Origin of the sequence: Enterococcus sp. LX10, from assembly GCF_023539285.1 — a bacterium.
Taxonomy (GTDB): domain Bacteria; phylum Bacillota; class Bacilli; order Lactobacillales; family Enterococcaceae; genus Enterococcus; species Enterococcus faecalis.
On record NZ_CP092784.1, the window covers coordinates 2,306,347 to 2,330,000 of the forward strand.

A 23,654-nucleotide genomic window follows, 5' to 3' on the forward strand; every position below is an offset into this window, starting at 1 on the left:
ACGCTTTTTTATTCTGTGGATTTGCTCACTTTTGTTCTCTTCTTCTTGTGTTTAAATTATAAAAATGATAACATATCTTTGTTAGCGCTTACAAATAATATTTATTTTATAGGAGGAGAAAGTTATGGGGCATCAATTGAGCACTCATTTTTTTAACAAGAAAACAGGGATTATTTCAACTTTTTTAAGTTTGATCCTTTTAGTCGGTGGGTTATTATTTGCACTACCTGCATTTGAAGTACAAGCAGCATCAACTGTTACACCTAAAACAGTCATGTATGTAGAAGTAAACAACCACGATTTTAACAATGTGGGAAAATATACTTTAGCTGGAACCAATCAACCTGCTTTTGATATGGGGATTATTTTTGCAGCCAATATTAATTATGATACGGTCAATAAAAAACCTTACTTATATCTCAATGAACGGGTCCAACAAACTTTAAACGAAGCTGAAACACAAATTCGTCCAGTTCAAGCACGCGGCACTAAAGTCCTATTGTCTATTTTAGGCAACCATGAAGGCGCTGGCTTTGCTAACTTCCCAACTTACGAAAGTGCGGATGCCTTTGCAGCTCAATTAGAACAAGTCGTTAATACGTATCATTTAGATGGTATTGATTTTGATGATGAGTATGCTGAATACGGAAAAAATGGGACGCCTCAACCAAATAATTCTTCGTTCATTTGGTTACTTCAAGCCTTAAGAAATCGCTTAGGCAATGATAAATTAATTACTTTTTATAATATTGGACCAGCGGCTGCGAACTCTTCTGCTAATCCTCAAATGAGTTCTTTAATTAATTATGCTTGGAATCCTTATTATAGTACCTGGAATCCGCCACAAATTGCGGGGATGCCTGCTTCTCGTTTAGGTGCTTCTGCCGTTGAAGTTGGTGTCAATCAAAATCTAGCTGCGCAATATGCTAAACGTACAAAAGCGGAGCAATATGGTATTTATCTAATGTATAACCTCCCAGGAAAAGATTCATCTGCGTATATCTCGGCGGCGACACAAGAACTTTATGGTCGAAAAACGAACTATTCACCAACTGTTCCAACACCTTAATTATTATCTCGTGTCTACAAGCGCCAACATGTAATGAGTTAAAGAGGTCGGGACAGAAGCGTTTAACTCCGAGAAATAAGAAGGAATTTCCGAAAATTGTTCTATAATTTTTGGAGAATTTCGGCTTATTTCCGAAGGAGTTGCTTCTGTTCCCGCCGTTTATCAATTTTTAAGCCTGGGACAAAAATCCAAAGTGATTTTTGTCCCAGGCTCTTTTGGTATCTTGAGCGAATAGTTTTACACAAAAAAAGACCCGCCCTTTGGGTAAGGACGGGAAAGGAGTTAAAAATGAAAAAGTGTTTTGTGTTGTTAAGGTTGTTTGTTGATATGCTTATATCTTACAAACTAAATGTGAAGATTTTGTGATCATTTCATTCTTATTTTGCTACTTTTATAGGAATTAAATAGATTGCCACGAGACTATCTTTAGTTGCCTTGTGCATCCGTTATTCTGACTGCTCCTTGTGGTGATACTCTGTAAAAACCGACAGTCCCTGTCCCTCCATTTGCAACCATCTGTTTCGATTGGGCTCTAAAAAAGAAGTCATTTCCATTCATACCCAAAAATCCAAGGTTCGTATCATCATTTTCTGCATCAGTCAGTGTACTTCTGATACATGCCTCTGCTTTTTCTTGTGTATCGATGATTTTTGCCTCTTCATTTTGGTCTTGATTTTCCTCTTCAGAAGAACGATAGTAATACTCTTCCGCAGGATAATTTCCACTATCTTGAGTAATTAACAATCGCGGTTTCGTCTTATCCGATTGGTCGCCGTTAGGATTTTCAACACCAATTCTATATAATAATAGCGCAGCACCAGTAGGCCCCCACCTAATACTTAAGCTTGTAATTGGTCGCGACTCATCAGTAGGTGAATCCTTCGTAATCATTCCTCCGGTATTTGTACTACCATCAGGATGAATGATCAAACTCTCTCCTTTACCATTTTTCCATGTTCCAACTAAAGTAGTAAAATCGCCAGCATTAATCGCTGTAGTATCTAAATCAGCTACAGTTAGCTGACTGTTGTCTTCATCAGCTGTGGACTCTTCATTTTTCACTGATTCGTTAGACTCGACACTGCTGCTCGCTTGTTCGTTTGTCTTATCAATTGTTTCACTGGTTTTTTCATTCGTCTCTTCAACTTTAGAGGATGCCTCCGTTGAAGCGGTTACTTTCTTTTCTTTTGGTTCCCGACAAGCAGTTAATGATAAAACCGCTAGCCCGACAAAAAACGCTAGCATTCCCTTTTTCACGCCTATTCACCCCGTTCAATGATCTATCTTACTAGACTATTGTACTATTAATTCAACTGTTTAGACAAATATTTATGGAACAGACAAAAGTTAATCCTGTCATTGAATGCTTTGTGTCACATGGACCTATCAATCAACTTTCTTTTTTCTATGTATTATATGAAAAAAAGAGCCTGGGACAAAAATCAATTTGGATTTTTCTCCCAGGCTTAAAAATTGATAAACGGCGGGAACAGAAGCAACACTACGCGTTGCTCCGATCTCAACAACTTCTAAGAGCTAAAGCTCTAAGAGTTGAAGGTCCTTCGGAAATAAGCCGAAATTCTCCAAAAATTATAGAACAATTTTCGGAAATTCCTTCTTATTTCTCGGAGTTAAACACTTCTGTCCCGACCTCTTTCTAAATCTTAAAACAAACGAACAAATGGATTATTCAGGTAAATCTACATTATGATGGACTTTTTGAACATCTTCTAAATCTTCTAAAACGTCTAACATTTTTTCAAAGTTCGCTAAATCGTCGCCTTCTAATGTTACTTCGTTTTGTGGAACCATTTCTAACTCAGTAACCGTGAATTCTTCAATGCCTTTTTCTTTTAACGCTTCTTGTGCATGGTGGAAATCTTCTGGTTCTGTGTAAACGATAATTTGACCGTCTTCTTCAACAACATCGCGAACATCAATGTCTTTTTCCATTAAGTATTCTAAAATTTCATCCGCATCGTCACCAGCAAAGCCAATGATACCTGTATTATCAAACATGTAGGAAACAGCACCGCTGACACCCATGTTTCCGCCGTTTTTACCAAATGCGGCCCGCACATCTGCTGCTGTTCGGTTCACGTTGTTTGTTAAAGCATCAACAATGACCATTGAACCATTTGGCCCAAATCCTTCATAGCGTAATTCAGAATATTGTTCATCTGCTGAACCTTTTGCTTTTTCAATAGCGCGATCAATAATATGTTTTGGTACATTGTATGTTTTGGCGCGTTCGATTACAAACCGTAATTTTTGGTTTGCATGAGGATCAGGGTCTCCTGACTTCGCTGCTACGTAAATTTCAATCCCGAATTTTGCATAAACACGGCTATTGTTTGCGTCTTTGGCAGCTTTTTTCTCTTTAATATTTGCCCATTTACGGCCCATATTCTCACTTCGCTTTCTCTGATTTGTTGTTAGTATCTTATCCCTTGTTTATTATACTGGGGAAACTGATTTTTGTTAAGTATTTTTTAGGTATCTGGCGAAAATCGTAAGGGAAACCGACCAAAATTTTGTTCTTTTAAAGAAGAATCTCCCATCTGGTATAGTTGATTGGCGCGAATATCTAACGAAAGCATTGCGCGGTTTTCTTTAGATACTTTGGAAATTACCGGCAATTGAATCTGTGCTTTGGTTTCTTTTAGATAAGCTTGTCCCTTTGGCGTAAATCCTAGCACATGGAGATAGCTGTCTTGCCAAACAGTTTCAACTTCTTCTTTGGTCATATTTAACAATATATAGGTTGCTAATCGTTGCAATCTTGTCCAAGTATAACGCTTCGTTTTCATGTGTTCCATTAATTCGTGAAAAGAACCTGCTGCTTGGATTTGATCTTTTAGTCGATATTCAAGTCCTTCCGTCATTTGGTAAATGGCTTGTAACTCTTCTAACGAGGATTGAACAATTTTATACTTTAGGAAGGGCCAGTAGTTTTCCCATGAAATCATTGCTTGTGTTTGTAAATGTTGTGCGGTTATAGAAGGAACCGTTGGCAGCACTTGCGTTATTTCTTGTTGAAAAACACTTTGCCTAATCGCCGTGGCGCTAGCAACTTTCCCAGAAATCGTTGCATCATGAAAGCCTGCTTGTTTTCTAGCAATTGGGTAGAGCGTCATCGGGGTTGGATACGTGGCATTTTCCTTTGCATAACTCATCCCCAAAATATGATTAGGCGAAGAAAAATCGAACCTGCTTTCAGGATATACTTGACGAAAAACAGCAGTCATTTTTTGTGGATAACTCAATTGTTTGTCTGTCAATGCGTGGAACGTTTGATCAATTAAGGATTGATTTTCTTGGACAAACTGGCCGAAAGCCGCATAATCAATTGCGCTTGTACTATCTGTTCCAAAACATAAGCTCTCACATTGCAACGCCTGCAATAACTTTATACCGCCTTTGGCAAAGTAATCCGCAGACTGTACCGACCAAGCTGTCGGCAATTCAATGACTAAATCCACACCATTTTGCAAAGCTTCTTCTGCTCTGGCCCACTTATCTAGTAAGGCTGGTTCTCCTCTTTGTAAAAAATTTCCACTCATTATAGCAATCACTACTTCAGCTCCGCTTTGTTGGCGAGCTTGTTGGGCATGATAGCGATGTCCATTATGAAAGGGATTATATTCCACGATAATGCCACAGGCTTTCACTCTAGCCACCTCCGTTATAAAAAAATGGACTTATCAGCAAAGAGACAAACGTTTTTAAGCGCTGTCCCAAGCTCATAAGCCAAATCTTATTAATCTCTTTGACAAACAAAGAACCAGCGTTCACTTGTTTCAGTTGGTGCTTCATCTGTAAAATCTGCATAAACTTTGACATTCATGAAACCAGCACTTTCTAACATTCGTAAATAGTTATCTAACGAATAGGTTCGTTCTTGATGCAATTCATCATACCGAACAAAGTGCTCATCTGTTTCCTGTTCTTTCACAAAAAATGTTAAGAAATGTTCGATGCTGTGTTCTTTTTCACCAGCATAACTATCCCATAGAAAAGCAAACTCTTCTGTTTGATAATGATAGCTATATTCTGGAAAAACTGAATCAATTTTGTAAGTAGAATGAACATCAAAAATGAACGTTCCTTCCTCTTCTAACGCTTGATAAACTTCATCGAACACTTGTTGTACTTCTTGGCGATTAGCCATGTAGCACAGTGAATCAGAAAAACAAGTGATGGCTTGGTATTGTCCCACTTCAGATAAATCTAGCATATTTCCCTGAACAAATTGAACTGGCACTTCTTCTTCAAAAGCTCGTTCACTAGCAATCATCAACATTTCTTCTGATAAGTCTAAGGCCGTCACATCGTAACCACTTTTTGCAAAATCAACTGCTAAAGCGCCTGTACCACAAGCCATTTCAAGAATTTGTTGGGTTCCTTGTGGGAGATGACGATTGGAAAAATCCAACCATTTTTGGTATAGGCTTTCGTCCATCACTTCGTCATAGACGAAAGCAAACGTTTCATAGGCCATTTTAGTCGACCCAAGCGCTTAGATCAACCATTGGGGCATCTGACCATAATTTTTCTAAGTTGTAAAAGGCACGTTCTGAAGATTGGAATACATGGACAATAACATCGCCTAAATCAATTAAAATCCATTTTCCGCCTTCTTTACCTTCCACACGTTTGACTTCTACTTGATTTTTGGCTTCTTGTTCGTTAATTTCATCAACAATCGCATTGATTTGACGTTCACTATTGGCTTGGCAAATTAAAAAATAATCTGCTAATAATGAAATCTCTCTTACGTCTAATGCGACAATTTCTTCTGCTCGTTTTGAATCTGCTGCTTTGACAGCAATTTCTAAAATTTTCTGGCTATCTATGATAGTTCCCTCCTAGTAATTCTTTCTTCTTTTATTTTTGATTAACGACCCATTGATTGTAGGTCTCTAACGTTTTTGGATAAATTTTATGTTCTTGTTCAATCAAATGTAACAAGGTATGTTTCGTTTCATAAGCAACCGCTGCATCTAAGTCAACAAGGGCAATTTCACGGGCTTCTTTCACACCTGGAAAATCACGTCCTGGTTCAATGTAATCTGCGACATAAATAATTTTATCTAGCAAGCTCATCTTAGCAGCCCCAGTTGTATGCACACGAATTGCCTGCAAGATTTCTTCGTCATCAATGGCTAATTCCCGTTGAACAATATCCGCCCCAACTAAGCCATGCCAAATTTCATTGCCATAGTTTAATAAAGCCAAATCAAAACCATCTCGGCGAATAATCAACTCGAATTCATCGTTTGGACGTTCTTTGGCGTAATCATGCGTCAAAGCAGCAATACTGGCTTTCGCTTCATCGGCACCATATTTCGCTGCCAAGGCCACAGCTGTTTCCTCGACTCCTAACACATGGCGAAAGCGACGTTCACTCATTTGCATTTGGACTTTTTGCATTAATAATTCACGTTGTGCAGCATCATAATTTGTTATCCAGCTCATCTTGATACAGTCCCTTCTCTTGAATATAGTTTATCACATTCTCTGGAAGAAGATAGCGTGTTGAGCAACCACTTTTGACTTTTTGTCTAATCAAAGTGGAACTAATCGCCATCTGCGGAACATCGACCCAAATAATTGGATAGGTAGATTCCGTTGGATAATTAGGACGCCGAATGCCGACAAATTGAACTAAATGGAGTAAGTCATCAATCCGATGCCATTTGGGCAAGTATTCCACCATATCTCCACCAATTATAAAATAATAATCAGTATCTGGATTGGCTTCTTTTAAGGCTTTCATTGTATCATACGTGTAACTTTTGCCTTTGCGAATTAATTCAATTGGCTCTATATCTAAGCAGGGATTATCAGCCACTGCTAGTTCTAACATCGCTAACCGATGTTCACTGCTAATTGTTTTCTTTTCGTCTACATGTGGTGGTAAGTACGTAGGCATTAAGTAAACTTTGTCCAAACCTAGTTGATTTTGAACTTGATCGGCCATGACAAGATGTGCTAAATGAACGGGATTAAAATTACCACCTAACAAGCCGACTTGCTTTCTTGTTTGAAAACGTAACGGTTCCTCTTGCAAGAGAACGTCCGCTCCTTGACGCGCTTGTCTTTTTTCTCCCATTGTTCATCCCTCCAATATTAAATCTCTTTGACTGCTGCTGAAATTTTTTGATATTTTTCTTTACTTGATGGCTTGAATAAGACCAGCACGCGACCAATAATTTGTACCACATCGCAATGAATGGCTGCTGTTAGTTCTTCTGCAACCTCTTCTGCTATTTCATCTGTATTTTGTAATAACGTAATTTTAATCAATTCACGTTTTTCCAACGCTTCATCAATTTGTGTAATCATTGCGTCATTCAAACCACCTTTGCCTACTTGAAAAATAGGTTGTAAATGGTGTGCCTGACTACGTAAATAACGTTTTTGTTTTCCTCTAAGTTTCAAATTGTTTGCCTTCTCTCTAAAATTTAAATTAATGCTTTTCTACGTAAAACATCGACACCTTTAGGCGCCCAACCAGCGACTACACCAGGTTCTGTGACAGTAATCCAACCTAGACCAGCAAACACAATATCCGTTTTTTCTTTCACGGAAAATTCAAAGCGCACTAATTCAGGAAACTCAGCGACTTCATCGGCACGTGGAGGCTGCAATAAGCCACCAACATGTTTTTCATAAAAAGCATCGGCGGTTGCTGTTTTTGTTCGGTGTAAATTTAAGTCATTGGAAACGTAGGCAATGAAGGAACTTTTAGCACCTTGGACATAATCAAAGCGAGCCAAGCCACCTAAAAACAAGGTTTGTTCAGCATTTAATTGGTAAACTTTTGGTTTGATTTCTTTTTGCGGTGCAATAATTTTCAAGTCTTTTTTACCTAGGTAATGTGCCATTTGATGACGGTGAATAATTCCTGGCGTATCGATTAAGAAGTGGCCATCGTCTAATGGAATTTCAATTTTATCTAGCGTTGTTCCAGGAAATTGTGATGTCGTAATCACATCTTGAACACCCACTGTTTGTTGAATGATTTGATTGATTAATGTTGATTTTCCAACATTGGTCACACCTACGACATAAACGTCTCGGCCTTCACGATATTTTTCGATCGTATCTAATAACTCTTGCATTTCTTGTGGTTTCTTGCCACTTGTTAGTAAAACATCAACAGGGCGTAATCCTGCTTCATGGGCCCGTTCTCTCATCCATTGAACCATTTTAGGTTTTTTTAATGATTTAGGCAAAATATCCACTTTATTGCCAACTAACAACACAGGATTATCTCCGATAAAACGATGTAGTCCTGGAATAAGAGAGCCATTAAAGTCAAAAATATCCACTACGTTCACAATCAGTGCATCTTCTGTTCCTAAACCATTCAATAAACGTAAAAAGTCATCATCTGTTAATTGGACATCTTGAATGTCATTATAATGTCTTAAGCGAAAACAACGTTGGCAATAAACTTCCCCTGTTTCCATTCCTTTTTCGAAAGCTGTTTTTGGTGTATAGCCTAATTCATGAGGATTTTCCGTTTGGATAATCGCACCACAGCCAATACAATGAATTGCCTCTGTCATTCTAATCCGCCTCTCCATGTCATTTCTGGATGTTTTTTTGATAAGTATTTCATAATTTTCCGTTCAAAGAACCGATTGATTCTAGTATTCCAGCCATCTGTATCGACAATCGGTTGAACTAAAACATTGCGTATACCCGCTGCGTTAGCTCCCCGAATATCTGTCATAATCTGATCGCCGACCATTAACATTTCAGATGGCTTCAAGCCTAATTTTTTTTCTGCTAATTTGAAGCCACGTGCGGTTGGTTTCAAGGCACGTGCTACATAATCTAAGTCAAACTTTTCAACAACGCGTTTAATCCGGCTGTCTTTGTTGTTTGAAACAACAAGGACGGTAATTCCTGCATTTTTCATCTCTAATAACCAAGTTTTTAATTCTTCTGTTCCATCGGGATTATTCCAAGCAATTAAAGTATTATCTAAGTCAGTTAGTACTGCCTTAATCCCCAGTTTTTTTAATTGTGCGGGGGTAATTTTATAAATCGCATCAATCATCCATGTCGGTTTATATTTTGAAAACATCGTGACTCCTCTCACTGACACTATGTAGTTTCTTCGATTTTAAGAGACTGAAACATAACTAAACAATTATGCTTCAGTCTCTACCTATTGTATTATACTGCATTTTACTGAAAATTTCTATAAAGGACGGTCGTTCCTTGTAAAAGAACAAGTAAAATAAAAGAAAAAATAAAAAAAGCCACCCATCAACCCCTGAAAAGTTCGTTGATGAGTAGTAACTTCTAATATTTGCGAAAACGTTGGTATCTTTTTTCTAGTAACGTTTCCGTATCTAATTTAGCTAATTCAGTTAATTTTGAAATGAACGCTTTTTGTAACATGCGATTAATTTTTGCTTGTTCCAGAGGCTGACCGTTCATAACTTCCGGAATTACTTTATCTACAATAGCTAATTCCTTCAGCTCTGTCGCTGTGATTTTCATCAATTCTGCTGCTTCTTTCGCACGACTGCCATCTTTCCACAAAATAGAGGCGAAACCTTCTGGCGAAAGAACCGCATAAATCGTGTGTTCCAACATCCAAACTTCATCTGCGACTGCTAACGCTAAAGCACCGCCACTGCCACCCTCACCAATGATGACTGAAATGATTGGCACTTTCAAATCAGACATTTCTAACAGGTTTTGCGCAATGGCTTCCCCTTCTCCCCGCTCTTCGGCACCAATCCCACAATAGGCACCAGCAGTGTTCACAAAGGTAATGACTGGGCGATTAAATTTTTCCGCTTGTTTCATTAAACGTAACGCTTTGCGATACCCTTCAGGATTAGGTGAACCAAAATTACGTTCAATATTTTCTGGTAGATTTCGACCTTTTTGGATACCTACCACTGTAACTGGTTTCCCTTGCAAAGTAGCAACACCACCGACTACAGCTAAATCATCGGCAAAGTAACGATCCCCATGAAATTCTAAAAAGTCCTCAAAAATTGCTTCTATATATTCTAAAGTTGTCAAACGATCTTGGGCTCTTGCCAAGGTAACAACATCATTGGCTGTTTTCTTTTCCATGTTAGCGCCACCCTTCCAAAGAATGTAAACGTAACAAGTCGCTCAATCGTTGACGCAAAAGATTTCTTGGCACAATCTGATCTACAAAACCATGTTCTAAAAGAAACTCGGCCTTTTGAAAATCATCTGGCAACTCTTGACGAATCGTTTGTTCAATTACACGGCGGCCAGCAAAACCGATTAAACTCTGAGGCTCTGCCAAAATAATATCGCCATCCATCGCAAAACTTGCGGTAACACCGCCAGTCGTTGGATCAGTCAATACCGTAAGATACAGCAAGCCTGCTTTGTTATGCCGTTGCAAAGCGGCCGAAATTTTCGCCATTTGCATCAATGAAAAAATTCCTTCTTGCATACGGGCACCACCAGATGCAGTAAAAATCACCACTGGTAAATGCTTTTCTGTCGCCCGCTCAAACAAGCGTGTGATTTTTTCACCAACAATCGTTCCCATACTGCCCATGATAAAATTAGCGTCCATGATTCCTATTGCAACAGCTTGTCCTTCGATTGTTGCTTCTCCCGTTAAGACAGCTTCATCTAGTCCAGTTTTTTCTTGCATTTTTTCAATTTTTTCAAGATAACCTGGAAAATTTAGTGGATCTTTTGTCACTAATTCACTGTCCCAATTGTGGAAACTTTTTTCATCAACGGTTATCGCTAATCGTTCCCATGCACCAATCCGAAAACTATAGCCGCAATGCGGACAGATTTTTTCTGCACCCATTTCTTTTGTATACAGTGTTCGCTTACAAGAAGGGCATTTTGCCCACATATTATCTGGAACAGAAGGCTTCTTTGATGCATCATTTGCATCAGCACGATTTGGATTAATGCGAATGTAATTTTTCTTTTTAAATAATGCCATTTGCTTACTCCTCGTATTTTAGCGGCAAGAGCTCAGCTCCTTTCAAAAGATCACTGATCTTTCCAAGCAAGAGAGCTCTTGCGGCGTTCTTTCTTTAATGATTGCTTTCTGGCTCCCAATTTGGTAGAAATGTTTCTTGTAAAAAGCTTGTGTCATAGTCACCTGTCAAAACATTGTCATGTGTAATTAAATCCAATTGGAATTCGGCATTCGTAATAATACCTTCTGTTACAATTTCATTTAAAGCCCTTTGCATTTTCATCAAGGCATCAAAACGATTTTCACCATGTACGATGACTTTCGCAATCATTGAATCATAATAAGGTGGAATTGAATACCCTGAATACATAGCGCTGTCTACACGCAAGCCCATTCCACCACTAGGCAACAAGAGATTTTGAATTTTACCTGGTGAAGGAGCAAAATTAAAGGCAGGATTTTCAGCGTTAATTCGGCACTCAATCGCATGCCCAGTCATGGTAACATCCTCTTGGGTATAGCCTAAAGGTTCACCTGAAGCAATTTCTAATTGTGCTTTGACTAAATCAATCCCTGTTACCATTTCCGTAACTGGATGTTCGACTTGGATGCGGGTATTCATTTCCATGAAATAAAAGGCGCCAGCTGGATCCATCAAAAATTCAATGGTTCCGGCATTTTCATAATGCACAGCTTGTGCCGCTCGAACGGCCGTTTCGCCTAACATCTGACGCTTTTCTTCAGAAATAGCAATCGATGGTGATTCTTCTAACACTTTTTGATTATTTCTTTGTAGTGAGCAATCACGTTCCCCTAAGTGAATCACATGCCCATATTGATCACCTAGAATTTGCACTTCGATATGACGTGCTGGATAAATAATTTTTTCTAAATACATATCATCATTACCAAATGCGGCTTTAGCTTCTTGCTGCGCTGAAGTAAAGTGTTTCGGTAACTCTTCTTTTGAAAGAACTTTTCGGATTCCTTTTCCGCCACCACCAGCAGCTGCCTTTAACATCACTGGGTAACCAATTTCTTCAGCAATCGTCAACGCTTCTTCGACAGAATCAATGACGCCATCACTCCCAGGAATAACAGGTACCTTGGCTTTTTGCATCAGTTGACGTGCGTTTATTTTATTGCCCATCGCATCAATCGTTTCTGCTTTAGGACCGATAAAAGTAATGTTGCATTCTTCGCACATTGAAGCAAATTGACTATTTTCAGATAAGAAACCAAACCCTGGATGAATCGCTTCAGCATTGGTAACAATCGCTGCACTTAAAACAGCTTGAACATTTAAATAAGAATCAGTTGCTTTCGCCGGTCCAATACAAATGGCTTCATCTGCTAACTGTGTGTGTAACGCTTCTTGATCCGCTTCAGAGTAAACAGCAACTGTTTGAACGCCTAATTCGCGACAGGCACGAATAATACGAACAGCGATTTCTCCGCGGTTTGCGATTAATACTTTCGAAAACATTTTTCACCTATCCAATCATAAAGGTTAATTCAGCCTCGGCAACTTTTTTTCCATTAACTTTTGCCACACCTTTACCCATTCCAGCAGAAGCGCGGACTTTTAAAAGTTCAACCTCTAAAATTAATGTGTCGCCTGGTGTTACCTTTTGTCTAAATTTTGCTTTATCTAATCCACCAAAGTATGCCGTTTTCCCTTTGAATTCAGGCATTGAAAGTAATGCCACGGCGCCTGCTTGAGCCAACGATTCAATAATTAAAACTCCTGGCAAAACAGGATTCCCAGGAAAATGACCTTGAAAAACTTGCTCATTAACCGTTACATTCTTTTTCGCTACAACGCGTTCCCCGGGAATGACTTCTTCAACACTATCTAATAATAAAAAGGGATAGCGATGTGGTAAAATTTCTTGAATTTCTGTAATTGTTAATTTCATGTTTTATTCTCCTTTAGCAACTCGGAATAGCGGCTGACCAAATTCAACCACATCTTCATTGTTGACTAATATTTCAGTAATCACACCGTCAACTGTCGCCGTAATTTCATTCATTAATTTCATCGCTTCAACGATACACACAACGTCACCCGTTTTAACAGTGTCTCCTACTTTGACAAAGTTCTCTTTATCTGGTGCTGGTTGTAAATAAACGATTCCTACAATGGGTGACGGAATTTCTTCTGTCTTTTCATTGGCTGTCGGTGTATTAGTTGGCGTTTCTTCAACGACAGAAACTGTTTCAACAGGCACTGACACACTACTAGCGGCTACTGGTGTTTCTTGTGGTTGCGCCACTGGTTCTACGGCACTTCGTCCAGAAGCTGTATTTTTATTCATATATAATTCAAACGAGCCTTCTCGTAAATCAAATTCGGTTAAAGTTGATTGATCAAATTGTGTTAATAATGCTTTTACTTCTTCTAACTGCATGTTAATCCTCCCAGCGTTTTAAGCAAATAACTGCATTGTGGCCACCAAAGCCTAGCGAGTTACTTAAAGCATAATCAAATTTATGCTCTTTGCTTTCGTTTAAAACAACGTTCACCGTAATTGCTTCATCTTGATTTTCCACATTAATGGTTGGCGGAATAAATTGATGTTGTAAAGCATTTAGGGTAGCAATTCCTTCAATTCCACCAGCGGCGCCTAAGAGATGTCCCGTCATACTCTTCGTACTACTTACATACGCCGTTTTTGCGGCATTACCTAAAGCCAATTCAATAGCTTTAGATTCTGCACTGTCATTGGCTTGTGTGCTTGTTCCATGGGCGTTAATATAGCCAATTTTTTCTGGAGAAATCCCCGCTTCTTCCATTGCTAGTACCATGGCTTTCGCTGCGCCGCTCCCATCTGGTGTTGGTGATGTCATATGATAGGCATCGCAATTAGCACCATAGCCAACCACTTCACCTAAAATAGTTGCGCCTCGTTCTAGAGCATGATCTAATGATTCTAAAATAAAGACACCCGCACCTTCTCCCATCACAAATCCACTACGTTCTTTATCAAAGGGAATTGAGGCTTTTTCTGGGTCAGTCGCCTTTGTTAAAGCGGTCAAGGAAGCAAATCCTGAAATACCGATTTCTGTAATAGGCGCTTCTGCTCCACCAGCAATAATGACATCGGAGTAGCCATGTTTGATATTGCGGAACGCTTCCCCAATTGAATGAGTTGCACTAGCACAAGCTGTCACTGTTGAAGTACAAATTCCTTTGGCACCAACACGTAAAGCAATATTTCCCGCCACCATGTTTCCAATCGCCATTGGAATAAATAACGGTGCCACACGTTCAGGTCCTTTGTCGTGCATCCGAATTACTTGATTTTGAATTGTTTCCAAACCACCAATCCCGGAACCCACCATAACGCCAAACCGATCCACATCTAGTTGACTGGTATCCAAGCCACTCATAGCCATTGCTTCTAAGGCCGCATAAATGCCAAATAACGAAAACTTATCCATGCGTTTGCCATCTTTTTTAACAAAATATTTTTCCATTGGAAAGTCTTTCACTTCAGCTGCTAAGGTGACACCTGTTTCACTAACATCAAATTTACTAATCGGTCCGATACCATTTTTCCCTGTTTTCAAACTTTCTAAAAAAGTCTCAGGTTCATTGCCAATCGGCGAGGTGACACCGTAACCAGTAATAACTACTCGATTCATCCTTTTGACTCCTTTCGTTTATCCGTGCATGACTAAGCCGCCATCAACATTCACGACTTGCCCAGTAATATAGGGACTTTTAGCTAAGAAAATCGCTGTAGCTGCGACATCTTCGACTTGCCCAAACGTTTGTAAGGGAATTTGCGCATTCATTTGTGTTTTAACTTTTTCCGATAAAACATCCGTCATTTCTGTTTGGATAAACCCTGGTGCAATCGCATTGCAGGTAATACCGCGCGGCGCAACTTCTCGTGCCACCGATTTAGTAAAACCAACGACACCTGCTTTACTCGCAGCGTAGTTTGCTTGACCAACATTTCCCATTAAACCAGAAACGCTAGCCATATTAATAATCCGACCACTTCGTTGTTTCATCATACGTTTAACCGCTTGTTGGGTCATGTTAAAAGTTCCTACCAAGTTAATATCTAAACAGGCATTAAAATCCTCTTTTGTCATTCGTAATAATAATTTATCATTCGTAATCCCAGCGTTATTCACCAGAATATCAATCGAGCCTAATTGGTCAACGGTTGCTTGAATCATCTCACCTGCTGCATCAAAATCGGAAATATCTCCAGAAAGGCCAATACATTTTACCCCAAAGGCTTCAATTTCTTGTCGTTGTTCTGGCGTAATCTCACTCCGACCGTTTAAAACAATATTGGCGCCCTCTTTCGCAAAAGCCAACGCAACTGCTTTGCCAATCCCACGAGTGCTTCCAGTAATAAATACGTTTTTTCCTGTTAATTCCATTTTTTACCTCCCAGTAAGTGCTGTTAACGTTTCTGTTAATGTTGCAACATCTTCCACACGGTGCATTTCAATTGTTTTGTCAATTTTTTTAACAAAACCAGTTAATGTTTTCCCTGGACCAACTTCAATCATCGTTCCTACGTTCATAGCCTTCATCGTTTCGATACTGTCTTCAAAACGTACCGCAGACATGACTTGCTTTTCCAATAACGCTTGAATTGCCTCTTGAGGCATAATTTCGGCAGTCGTATTACTAATGACAGGAATTTGCATCGTTTGAAAGTTCAATTTTGCTAAATCCTGAGCCAACTTTTTTGATGCTGGTTGTAACAGCTCCGTATGGAAAGGGCCACTCACATTTAACGGAATCATTCGCTTTACACCAGCTTCTTTTAGAAGTGTCATCGCTTGATCAACAGCAGTAACCTCACCACCAATCACGATTTGTTGTGGTGTATTATAATTTGCTGGAGCCACAATTCCGAAAGCACTGGCTTCTTGACAGGCTTTTTCAATTACTTCACGCTCAGCATTCATGACAGCAACCATTTTGCCAGTTCCTTGTGGTGCTGCGTCTGTCATGTACTGACCGCGCTTTTGGACCAAGGCCACTGCTTCTGAAAAGCGCAAAGCCCCGCTGGCAACCAATGCGCTATATTCCCCTAAGCTTAAACCCGCTACGACATCAGGCGTTAGTCCTTTTTGTTGCAAAAGACGGTAAAATGCGACACTGACTGTCAAAATAGCAGGTTGCGTATATTCTGTTTCATTTAAACGTTCATTTTCAGTAAAACAAAGTTCTGCCATCTCATAACCTAAGATATGACTTGCTTCATCGAAGGTTTCCCGAACAATCGCTTCTTGGTGATATAATTCTTCACCCATCCCTTGATACTGGGCTCCTTGTCCACTAAATAAAATCGCTGTTTTCATACGACACCTCATTTTTTGTTAAAATTATTCACTTAGCCCCAACGCTGATTCATCTTATGTACAATCGCTTTGCATTCAGACATGAGTGAATCAATGATTTCTTGGGCTGTTTCTTCTTTTTTTATTAACCCGGCAATTTGTCCCGCCATGACGGAACCGTAATCCATATCCCCGTCAACGACAGCTTTGCGCAAAGCGCCCTGACCAATTTTTTCAAACATTTCTAAATCAGGCACTTCTTTTTGGAGTTCTTGCTTTTCTAATTGATTATATTGAGCAGTTAATTTATTTTTTAAAGTACGCACTGGATGGCCAAAATGTTGACAGGTAATTACTGCATCTAAATCACGTGCCTTTAAAACTTTCTGTTTATAATCTGGATGAACGTTGCATTCTTTGGCAATTAAAAAACGTGTGCCTAACTGGACTGCTTCAGCACCTAACATAAAGGCAGCAGCCATACCACGACCATCACCAATCCCACCTGCTGCAATCACAGGAATTGACACAGCGTCAACGATTTGCGGTAAGCCACTCATAGTGGTTAACTTGCCAATATGTCCACCAGCTTCCATTCCTTCAAAAATGACAGCATCGGCACCAATTTTTTCCATTCTTTTTGCTAAAGCAACTGAAGGAACTACTGGGATTACTTTAATGTTATGTTCTTTAAAACGAGCCATGTATTTGGCTGGATTGCCCGCACCTGTCGTTACGACAGGAACCTGTTCTTCACAAACCAAATCGACAATTTCATCGGCAAAAGGTGAAAGTAACATGATATTGACACCAAAGGGTTGTTCCGTTAATTCTTTAACTTTTTTAATTTCTTTTTTTACGACTTCTTTTGGGGCATTGCCGCCAGCAATAATCCCTAATCCACCAGCGTTTGACACGGCACTTGCTAATGAAGCATCGGCTACCCAAGCCATACCGCCTTGAAAAATGGGATAATTAATTCCAAGCAACTCACATAACTGTTGATTCATTGATTTTATACGTCCTTTAGTTCTAAGATAAGTACACTTCATTCAAGTAAAAAAGGATTTTTCCAGCTTATTTACTTGTTTTTTTAGGGACTGGGTCATTTAGCAATTAAATGTCCCAGCCCCCTATTTTCATGTATTAGTTTGCTTGTTGTTTTTCTACATATGTTACTAAATCTTGAACGGTTTGGATGCCATCTTCTGTTTCGATTTTCACATCAAATTCATCTTCGATTTCGTTAATGATTTGGAATAAATCTAAGCTATCCGCGTCTAATTCTTCTTGAATGTTTGTAGTTAATTGTACCTCTTCAGCATCTTTTCCTAATTCTTCTACGATAATTGCTTGAATTTTTTCAAATACCATGTGTATATTCCTCCAAAATAGTCATTTTCTTCATTTATATGTGAACAGTTTTTTACAGCGTTAGGAGCAGTGAGCCCCATGTTAAGCCGCCGCCAAATCCTGTTAGCACCACGCGTTGTTGGGAACCTAAAATTAAGGTCCCATTTTCAACTGCTTCATCCAACAAAATAGGAATGCTAGCAGCTGAGGTATTGCCATATTTATCCATATTCGTTAAAAACTTCTCGCGGGAAATCTTCGTCTTACGTGCAATTTTATCGATAATGCGCACATTTGCTTGATGTAGTAGAAGATAATCCACGGTTTCGTCCGTCACGAGGGATAAAATATTTTGTGAAACATCTTTAATCGCAAAATCAAAAATACTACGTCCTTCCATCTGTAGCGTCTTACTAGCCTGCTCATGCCCCTGATAAAAAGGACTTTCGTTGATCGTGTAGCCTGACGTTAAAGCCGCCCACCGTTGTCCATCTGCTTGTAATTTTTCATTTAGAAAATGCGGTGTCTCAGCCGCTTCAATCAAGACGCCGGCAGCCCCATCACCGAAAAGCACCGCTGTGGAGCGATCGTTCCAATCCAACATTTTGGAAAATGTTTCGCCACCAATTACTAGACCTGTTTGATAACGACCACTTAAGACTAGTTTTTCTGCCATGCTTAAGGCATAGACAAAACCAGAACACGCTGCACTGATGTCAAAAGCAAATGCCTCAGTGGCGCCAATTGCGCCTTGCACTTGGCAAGCAACAGAAGGCATATTGAAATCTGGTGTCACTGTTGCAACTAAAATAAAGTCAATCTCACTTGCTTGCTTTCCAGATTTTTCCAATAACTGTTTTGCGACTTGATGACATAAATCAGACGTATTTTCTTGCGTAACGATACGACGTTCACTAATGCCTGTTCGCGAATGTATCCATTCATCAGAGGTATCCATCATTTCACTCAGTTGGTGATTCGTGACACAATTCTCTGGAACATAACGGCTTGTACAACTAATTCGTGCATAATTCTTCATGGGGATCCTCACTTTTTATTTGTATTCTTGCAAGAAATCATGAAGATTTTTTAGTGCTCTTAACAGCGCTTGTTCTTCTTCTTGCTCCATGCCTTTCAAAATGTTTTTAACCATTTCACGATGAAAATGCTGATGGACTCTAAAAAGTAATTTTCCCTTTTTGGTTAAGCCAAGCTTTACTACACGTCGATCATCTTCACTACGCAAACGTTCAACATAGCCTTTTTTAACTAAGTTGTTAATCGCTACAGTAAGTGTTCCAACGGTAATTGACAGTTCCTTGGCTACTTCTGAAGACGTTTTTTTCTTGTACATACCAATTGCTTCGATTGTGTGCATCTCCGTAATGGATAAATCATTAAATTGTGATTTTTTCAATTCAGATTCTTCAATCGTTAAGATGTCATTAAAGACACTGACTAAGTAATCGTTGACTGTTTCTAAATTAGGTTCCATTCTGTGCACCATCCATATACTTTGATTATCAAAACATTTGATGTTCAAACTATATCGTAAATAAGCAAAGAATGCAAGAGAATTTTCTATATTTTTAATGAAATATTCTTCAAACATTTCAAAAAAGGCGCATTTTCAAGGGACGAGGCTTTTAAAAAAAGGATCAATTACTTTGATACCCAAACTATTTTCACAGAAAAAGGAAAGAAGTGCAACTAAAAAGCATCACTGGCACTCCCCTGATTGAGAAGTGCCAGTGATTTTTGTTATATAATTCTTAAACTCCCACTAAGCTATTGCTACAACTTGACTGGATAATACGAGAAGAGAGTGAACCAGAAGCTTTGGTGCTTCTACTCCACTCCCTTATTAAAATGTAGGACGATTAATTATTGAATTAAGTCGTAAATTTCCATTGCTACAATATCGATGTTATCGAATTGATAGCTTTGGTGCGTATCAGATTCTGTTAATTCAAATGTTTCTGTTGATTTATCAAAACTTACAATACATTTCTCTACGCCTTCACGTTCAAAGCGGCGTACTTGTACTTCATTATCTGCTGCTTCGATCATTGCTTCCAGTCTCTTAATAATCGCCACAAGTTGTGAATGTTTCATCAGTGGGCCTCCTTTTGCAAACTAGTTCTGTACCATTGTAACAAAACATTGCCTAACTTGCATGATTTTTCGTCATTTTTTTTGATTTTTTTGTTGTTCTTTAATTTTTATTCGTTGGTTGCTTGCCATCTGTCCACCAAAGCTTAATTAAGGCCTGTGTGCCATCATTTTCAAACCCTTTATCTGCAAGGCTTTCATATAATTCTGTCGCTTTTTGCGTCGCTGGTAATGGAAGGTCAAGTTTTTTTGCTTCATCTAACGCAATCTTTAAATCTTTGATAAAATGTTTAACAAAAAAGCCTGGCGTATAATCTTCTTTTAAAATACGTGGTCCATAATTACTTAATGACCAGTTTGCAGCACTGCCACCACCGACTGTTTCCAGAACTTTTTCTAAAGTTAATCCTGTCGCATTTGCGTAAACGAGCATTTCAGTCAAACCGGTCATTGTGCCTGCAATCATTAACTGATTCGCCATCTTAGTGTGTTGCCCTTTTCCAGCTGAGCCATGTAGCATAAATGTTTTACCAAATGTTTTGAAAATTGGTAAGACGGTCTCATAACTTTCTTGATCACCACCAACCATAATTGTTAAAGTACCATTTTTAGCACCTAAGTCACCACCAGAAACTGGCGCATCCAACGCATGAGCACCCACTTCTGCTGCTTTTTTGGCAATCTTTTCAGCCAAGGTGGGCGTACTTGTGGTTAAATCTACTACTATTTTACCTGTAAGATCTGCTTGAAAAATCCCTGTTTCATTAAAATACACGCCTTCAACATCTGAAGGAAAGCCAACCATTGTAAAAATGATATCGCTGGCTTCCGCAATTGCTTTTGGCGTATCATACCAAACTGCTCCTTCAGCAACTAAATCATCTGTTTTACTTTTTGTTCGATTATAAACATTGACAGATAAATTGTTTTTCATCATATTACGAATAATTGATTTCCCCATGACACCCGTTCCAATAAAGCCGATTTTAGACATAGTAGCTTCCTCCGTTCTTAAAATAAAAAACTTTCCTCCTTCAGTATAAACGAAGGAGGAAAGTTTTGCAGTTTATTTTCTTAAAGATGTAAATTTTACTTTAATTTTTTTTATTGAGTCCGCATTTTCTTTTTCCATTTGAAGTTGATCAAAGTAAATCAATGTGTCTTGATAAAATTCAATCATTTTGTTGCCAAAGTTTGTAGAAGAAATTTCAAATAATTTTTCATCTAAAATAGTTTGGTCCATTTTAATATTTGCTTGTATATAGTCAATCAATGTTGGGGCAAAATCACTGTCTGTCTTAAAAGTTTTGCCTAAGCTTTCATGATCAAATAAATTATTTAAATAGGCGTTCCCTTCTGCAACACATTGAACACCAGCAGCCATCGCTTCTGTATAAGTTAAGCCTTGTGTTTCCGACGTTGAGGCGCTGACAAAATAGTCAGCAGCTTTATAATAAATCGCGACTTCTTCATTTGGCACTTCACCCGTAAATTGAACGTATTCACTGACTTCTAGTTCTTCTGCTAATCCTTTTAAATCCTCTAGATAGGGACCATTTCCAACTATTACTAAACGAGTTTGTGGTAATTTTTCAATAATTTGTGGCAACCCTTGAATAATTGCTTGAATATTTTTTTCATAAGAAATTCGACTTAACGATAACAACATAATCTGTTGCTCTTCAATACCTAGTTGTTGACGCATTCCAGCGATCATTTCCTCAGTAATATCGGGACGTAAAAACTTATCAATTTCGATCCCTGTTGGAATAATTCTCATTGGTGCGGTCACTCCATAATCCCGTAATTTTTCTATTACACGTTCACTGGGACAAACAACACCTGTCGTATGATTTGTAAACACTCTTGAAAAGAATTTAACATGTGATGGACGGACAACTTTTCCTTTAGCAATATAATGTAAGTAATCTTCATACATCGTATGATACGTATGGATGACAGGAATTTTCATTTTTTTCCCAACCATTTTCCCTAAAATACCCGCACCAAATTCAGTATGTGTATGAATTAAATCTAATTCCAATTCTTTGGCAATTAAATAGGCGTACCACATGCCGCGAACCACTACTCGGCGATCTTTAAAAGATACGAATGGCACACTAGGCATTCGTATGACATCTTCTTCAAAATCAGTCGCGTTAGGATCGGTTGTCGTAAAAATATACACTTCATGGCCGTGCTTTTCTAATTCATCTTTTAAGGTCTTAATAGAAGTCGCTACCCCACTCACTTGCGGGAAATACGTATCAGTAAAAAAACCAATTTTCACTCTCATTACCTCCATTTCATCTAACAATAACTGTCTTCAATATTTGTTAAGATAAGACTGTTTCGTAGACTTCTTTTAACTCGTAACCAATTTGCTTGATACTTCTTTGCTCTGCTACTTGATAGCCTGCTTGTCTAGTACTAGGTATTTTCCCTTCTAATAAGCCTTCAATATATTTTTTAAATTCTTCAATAGAATGACCCATATAACAATTTTCATTAGCCACTAGCCAGCCTTGATAAACTGGAATATCACGCACTAAAACTTGTTGCTGACTAGCTAATGCTTCTAAAACAACAATTCCTTCCGTTTCTTCACGCGAAGGGAAAAAGAAGAGATTCGCTGCCGCATACGCCCCTTCGATGACATCTCCTTTAATATAACCTGGGAAAATAACATTTTCTGGATGATCTTCTTTAACTAATTGTCGGATATTTTTAGGGATAGAATACATTGGTGTATCACCAAACCAGATAAATTGATACTCTGGTAACTGTCGTGCAACTTCAATAAAATCAGTGATTCCTTTGCGTTCAAAAAATAATCCCACACAAATAATTACTTTTTTCTCTTCATCTATTTTAAAATATTCTCGGAATTTTTGTTCCTTTTCTTCTGAAGGATAAAAACGTGATAAATCAATACCATTTGAGATCGCCGAAATAGGCACTTTAATGCCATAACCTTCCAGCAATGTTTTAGAATACGGTGTTGGTGTAATTAAATGATCCGCTTTGGAATACAAACTGATAAGATATTTTTTTACTAATGGTGCTAGTTGATTAGACCCAATAAAGGAATTACGAAAGTCTTCTTCTGTCGAATGGGCATGATAAATAACTTTTTTTCCTAGTTTGCGTGCTTTTCTGACCATACGATGGCTATTTATGCCATATGTATTAATATGCAATATATCATAGTCACTGCAATCAGCATCTAATGTATATTCTATTCCAACTTCAGAGAGCGCTCGTTTCTGGTGATCTAATGCTCGACCAATGCCTGATTTAGCTAAGATTTTCTCACCTTCAAAATATAACAATATTTTCAAACCCGCTCCTCCTTTTCTGCTTTACTAACTATAATAAACACATTATACCATAGCTAAAATTTGATGTATTCAATCTTCGGTAGGATCCTTTTAATCTTATAAATGTTTTTAAAGTCCCTTCTTCAAGCTTATCAAAAAATAGTGAATAAAACAAAAAAAGCAAAAACCAAGTTGGTTTTTGCTTTTGCTCAACTCCGGCAGTAGGACTCGAACCTACGACATCATGATTAACAGTCATGCGCTACTACCAACTGAGCTATGCCGGAATAATCGCGTGGCGACGTCCTACTCTCACAAAGGGAAACCCTTCACTACAATCGGCGCTAAGAAGCTTAACTTCTGTGTTCGGCATGGGAACAGGTGTATCCTTCTCGCTATCGCCACCACACTGGGTGTTGTTTCTTATTGAGTTGAATCTTCATTCACTCAAAACTGGATTGAAGTTTGAATCAAAATAACCAAGTTGCTTTTACTTATCCATTCTTTGGTTAAGTCCTCGACCGAT

27 protein-coding genes, 1 tRNA gene and 2 rRNA genes (1 of these 30 running past the window's edge) are annotated in these 23,654 nt (G+C 38.6%); 1 reads left to right on the forward strand and 29 read right to left on the reverse strand.

Annotated elements, in window-relative coordinates:
* Positions 1-124 precede the first annotated feature (124 nt).
* Positions 125-1,069 carry an endo-beta-N-acetylglucosaminidase gene (locus MKZ30_RS10845; RefSeq protein WP_010827747.1) on the forward strand — a complete coding sequence of 315 codons (945 nt, stop codon included), beginning with the start codon at positions 125-127 and terminating at the stop codon, positions 1,067-1,069.
* Positions 1,070-1,495: 426 nt separating this feature from the next.
* Here MKZ30_RS10845 and MKZ30_RS10850 read toward each other — a convergent pair whose 3' ends face one another.
* The 29 genes from MKZ30_RS10850 to MKZ30_RS10995 form a co-directional block, all read right to left on the reverse strand.
* Entirely contained in the window at positions 1,496-2,326 is an 831-nt protein-coding gene (locus tag MKZ30_RS10850; protein WP_033601222.1) for a DUF6287 domain-containing protein, read from the reverse strand.
* A 429-nt stretch (positions 2,327-2,755) separates the two neighbouring features.
* The gene (locus tag MKZ30_RS10860; RefSeq protein ID WP_002356305.1) at positions 2,756-3,475 is read right to left on the reverse strand and encodes a YebC/PmpR family DNA-binding transcriptional regulator; all 720 of its coding nucleotides are present in this window, start codon (positions 3,473-3,475) and stop codon (positions 2,756-2,758) included.
* A gap of 86 nt (positions 3,476-3,561) precedes the next feature.
* A complete protein-coding gene (locus MKZ30_RS10865; protein WP_161633693.1) occupies positions 3,562-4,749 on the reverse strand; it encodes a nucleotidyltransferase in 1,188 nt (395 codons plus the stop codon).
* A gap of 80 nt (positions 4,750-4,829) precedes the next feature.
* The gene (locus MKZ30_RS10870) at positions 4,830-5,570 is read right to left on the reverse strand and encodes a class I SAM-dependent DNA methyltransferase (protein WP_002356302.1); all 741 of its coding nucleotides are present in this window, start codon (positions 5,568-5,570) and stop codon (positions 4,830-4,832) included.
* A 1-nt stretch (position 5,571) separates the two neighbouring features.
* Positions 5,572-5,910 carry a ribosome silencing factor gene (rsfS, locus tag MKZ30_RS10875; RefSeq protein ID WP_033072556.1) on the reverse strand — a complete coding sequence of 113 codons (339 nt, stop codon included), beginning with the start codon at positions 5,908-5,910 and terminating at the stop codon, positions 5,572-5,574.
* A gap of 46 nt (positions 5,911-5,956) precedes the next feature.
* Complete coding sequence (gene yqeK / locus MKZ30_RS10880) at positions 5,957-6,547, reverse strand: bis(5'-nucleosyl)-tetraphosphatase (symmetrical) YqeK (RefSeq protein ID WP_002356300.1); 591 nt, start codon at positions 6,545-6,547, stop codon at positions 5,957-5,959.
* The gene (locus MKZ30_RS10885) at positions 6,525-7,184 is read right to left on the reverse strand and encodes a nicotinate-nucleotide adenylyltransferase (RefSeq protein ID WP_002365150.1); all 660 of its coding nucleotides are present in this window, start codon (positions 7,182-7,184) and stop codon (positions 6,525-6,527) included. Before MKZ30_RS10885 ends, yqeK begins: the two co-directional genes overlap by 23 nt.
* Positions 7,185-7,201: 17 nt before the next feature.
* Complete coding sequence (gene yhbY, locus MKZ30_RS10890) at positions 7,202-7,513, reverse strand: ribosome assembly RNA-binding protein YhbY (protein WP_002376442.1); 312 nt, start codon at positions 7,511-7,513, stop codon at positions 7,202-7,204.
* Positions 7,514-7,536: 23 nt separating this feature from the next.
* The gene (gene yqeH, locus MKZ30_RS10895) at positions 7,537-8,646 is read right to left on the reverse strand and encodes a ribosome biogenesis GTPase YqeH (protein ID WP_002381381.1); all 1,110 of its coding nucleotides are present in this window, start codon (positions 8,644-8,646) and stop codon (positions 7,537-7,539) included.
* Positions 8,643-9,170, reverse strand: a complete 528-nt coding sequence (locus MKZ30_RS10900; RefSeq protein WP_002356296.1) for a YqeG family HAD IIIA-type phosphatase — start codon at positions 9,168-9,170, stop codon at positions 8,643-8,645. The genes yqeH and MKZ30_RS10900 overlap by 4 nt, the downstream gene beginning before the upstream one ends.
* Before the next feature lie 221 nt (positions 9,171-9,391).
* Complete coding sequence (locus MKZ30_RS10905; protein ID WP_002362363.1) at positions 9,392-10,180, reverse strand: acetyl-CoA carboxylase carboxyl transferase subunit alpha; 789 nt, start codon at positions 10,178-10,180, stop codon at positions 9,392-9,394.
* Position 10,181: 1 nt separating this feature from the next.
* The gene (accD, locus tag MKZ30_RS10910; protein ID WP_002356293.1) at positions 10,182-11,048 is read right to left on the reverse strand and encodes an acetyl-CoA carboxylase, carboxyltransferase subunit beta; all 867 of its coding nucleotides are present in this window, start codon (positions 11,046-11,048) and stop codon (positions 10,182-10,184) included.
* 94 nt (positions 11,049-11,142) lie between these two features.
* The gene (locus MKZ30_RS10915) at positions 11,143-12,513 is read right to left on the reverse strand and encodes an acetyl-CoA carboxylase biotin carboxylase subunit (RefSeq protein WP_033600833.1); all 1,371 of its coding nucleotides are present in this window, start codon (positions 12,511-12,513) and stop codon (positions 11,143-11,145) included.
* A 7-nt stretch (positions 12,514-12,520) separates the two neighbouring features.
* Positions 12,521-12,946, reverse strand: a complete 426-nt coding sequence (fabZ, locus tag MKZ30_RS10920) for a 3-hydroxyacyl-ACP dehydratase FabZ (protein WP_002356286.1) — start codon at positions 12,944-12,946, stop codon at positions 12,521-12,523.
* Between the two features lie 3 nt (positions 12,947-12,949).
* On the reverse strand, positions 12,950-13,438 hold the full coding sequence (accB, locus tag MKZ30_RS10925; protein WP_033600834.1) for an acetyl-CoA carboxylase biotin carboxyl carrier protein: 489 nt from the start codon (positions 13,436-13,438) through the stop codon (positions 12,950-12,952).
* A 1-nt stretch (position 13,439) separates the two neighbouring features.
* Positions 13,440-14,675 (reverse strand): beta-ketoacyl-ACP synthase II, encoded by a 1,236-nt coding sequence (fabF, locus tag MKZ30_RS10930; RefSeq protein ID WP_002382453.1) that lies wholly within the window; start codon positions 14,673-14,675, stop codon positions 13,440-13,442.
* A gap of 18 nt (positions 14,676-14,693) precedes the next feature.
* Entirely contained in the window at positions 14,694-15,431 is a 738-nt protein-coding gene (gene fabG, locus MKZ30_RS10935) for a 3-oxoacyl-[acyl-carrier-protein] reductase (RefSeq protein ID WP_002356283.1), read from the reverse strand.
* 3 nt (positions 15,432-15,434) lie between these two features.
* A complete protein-coding gene (gene fabD / locus MKZ30_RS10940) occupies positions 15,435-16,364 on the reverse strand; it encodes an ACP S-malonyltransferase (RefSeq protein ID WP_033600836.1) in 930 nt (309 codons plus the stop codon).
* Between the two features lie 32 nt (positions 16,365-16,396).
* On the reverse strand, positions 16,397-17,353 hold the full coding sequence (fabK, locus tag MKZ30_RS10945; RefSeq protein ID WP_002356279.1) for an enoyl-[acyl-carrier-protein] reductase FabK: 957 nt from the start codon (positions 17,351-17,353) through the stop codon (positions 16,397-16,399).
* 136 nt (positions 17,354-17,489) lie between these two features.
* Entirely contained in the window at positions 17,490-17,717 is a 228-nt protein-coding gene (locus MKZ30_RS10950; protein ID WP_002356278.1) for an acyl carrier protein, read from the reverse strand.
* 52 nt (positions 17,718-17,769) lie between these two features.
* Positions 17,770-18,735, reverse strand: coding sequence for a beta-ketoacyl-ACP synthase III (locus tag MKZ30_RS10955; protein ID WP_033600830.1), 966 nt, complete (start codon positions 18,733-18,735; stop codon positions 17,770-17,772).
* Positions 18,736-18,750: 15 nt separating this feature from the next.
* A complete protein-coding gene (fabT, locus tag MKZ30_RS10960) occupies positions 18,751-19,191 on the reverse strand; it encodes a fatty acid biosynthesis transcriptional regulator FabT (protein WP_002362455.1) in 441 nt (146 codons plus the stop codon).
* A gap of 389 nt (positions 19,192-19,580) precedes the next feature.
* Complete coding sequence (locus MKZ30_RS10965; RefSeq protein WP_002379802.1) at positions 19,581-19,811, reverse strand: YkuJ family protein; 231 nt, start codon at positions 19,809-19,811, stop codon at positions 19,581-19,583.
* 100 nt (positions 19,812-19,911) lie between these two features.
* Positions 19,912-20,802 carry an NAD(P)-dependent oxidoreductase gene (locus tag MKZ30_RS10970; RefSeq protein ID WP_002359377.1) on the reverse strand — a complete coding sequence of 297 codons (891 nt, stop codon included), beginning with the start codon at positions 20,800-20,802 and terminating at the stop codon, positions 19,912-19,914.
* Between the two features lie 72 nt (positions 20,803-20,874).
* Entirely contained in the window at positions 20,875-22,098 is a 1,224-nt protein-coding gene (bgsB, locus tag MKZ30_RS10975; RefSeq protein WP_010821089.1) for a cell wall glycolipid biosynthesis glucosyltransferase BgsB, read from the reverse strand.
* 46 nt (positions 22,099-22,144) lie between these two features.
* A complete protein-coding gene (gene bgsA, locus MKZ30_RS10980; protein ID WP_002416427.1) occupies positions 22,145-23,149 on the reverse strand; it encodes a cell wall glycolipid biosynthesis glucosyltransferase BgsA in 1,005 nt (334 codons plus the stop codon).
* Positions 23,150-23,341: 192 nt separating this feature from the next.
* Positions 23,342-23,415, reverse strand: a tRNA-Asn gene (locus MKZ30_RS10985).
* Positions 23,416-23,421: 6 nt separating this feature from the next.
* Positions 23,422-23,537: ribosomal RNA gene (gene rrf / locus MKZ30_RS10990) — 5S ribosomal RNA — on the reverse strand.
* 96 nt (positions 23,538-23,633) lie between these two features.
* Positions 23,634-23,654: ribosomal RNA gene (locus MKZ30_RS10995) — 23S ribosomal RNA — on the reverse strand (it continues 2,892 nt past the right edge of the window).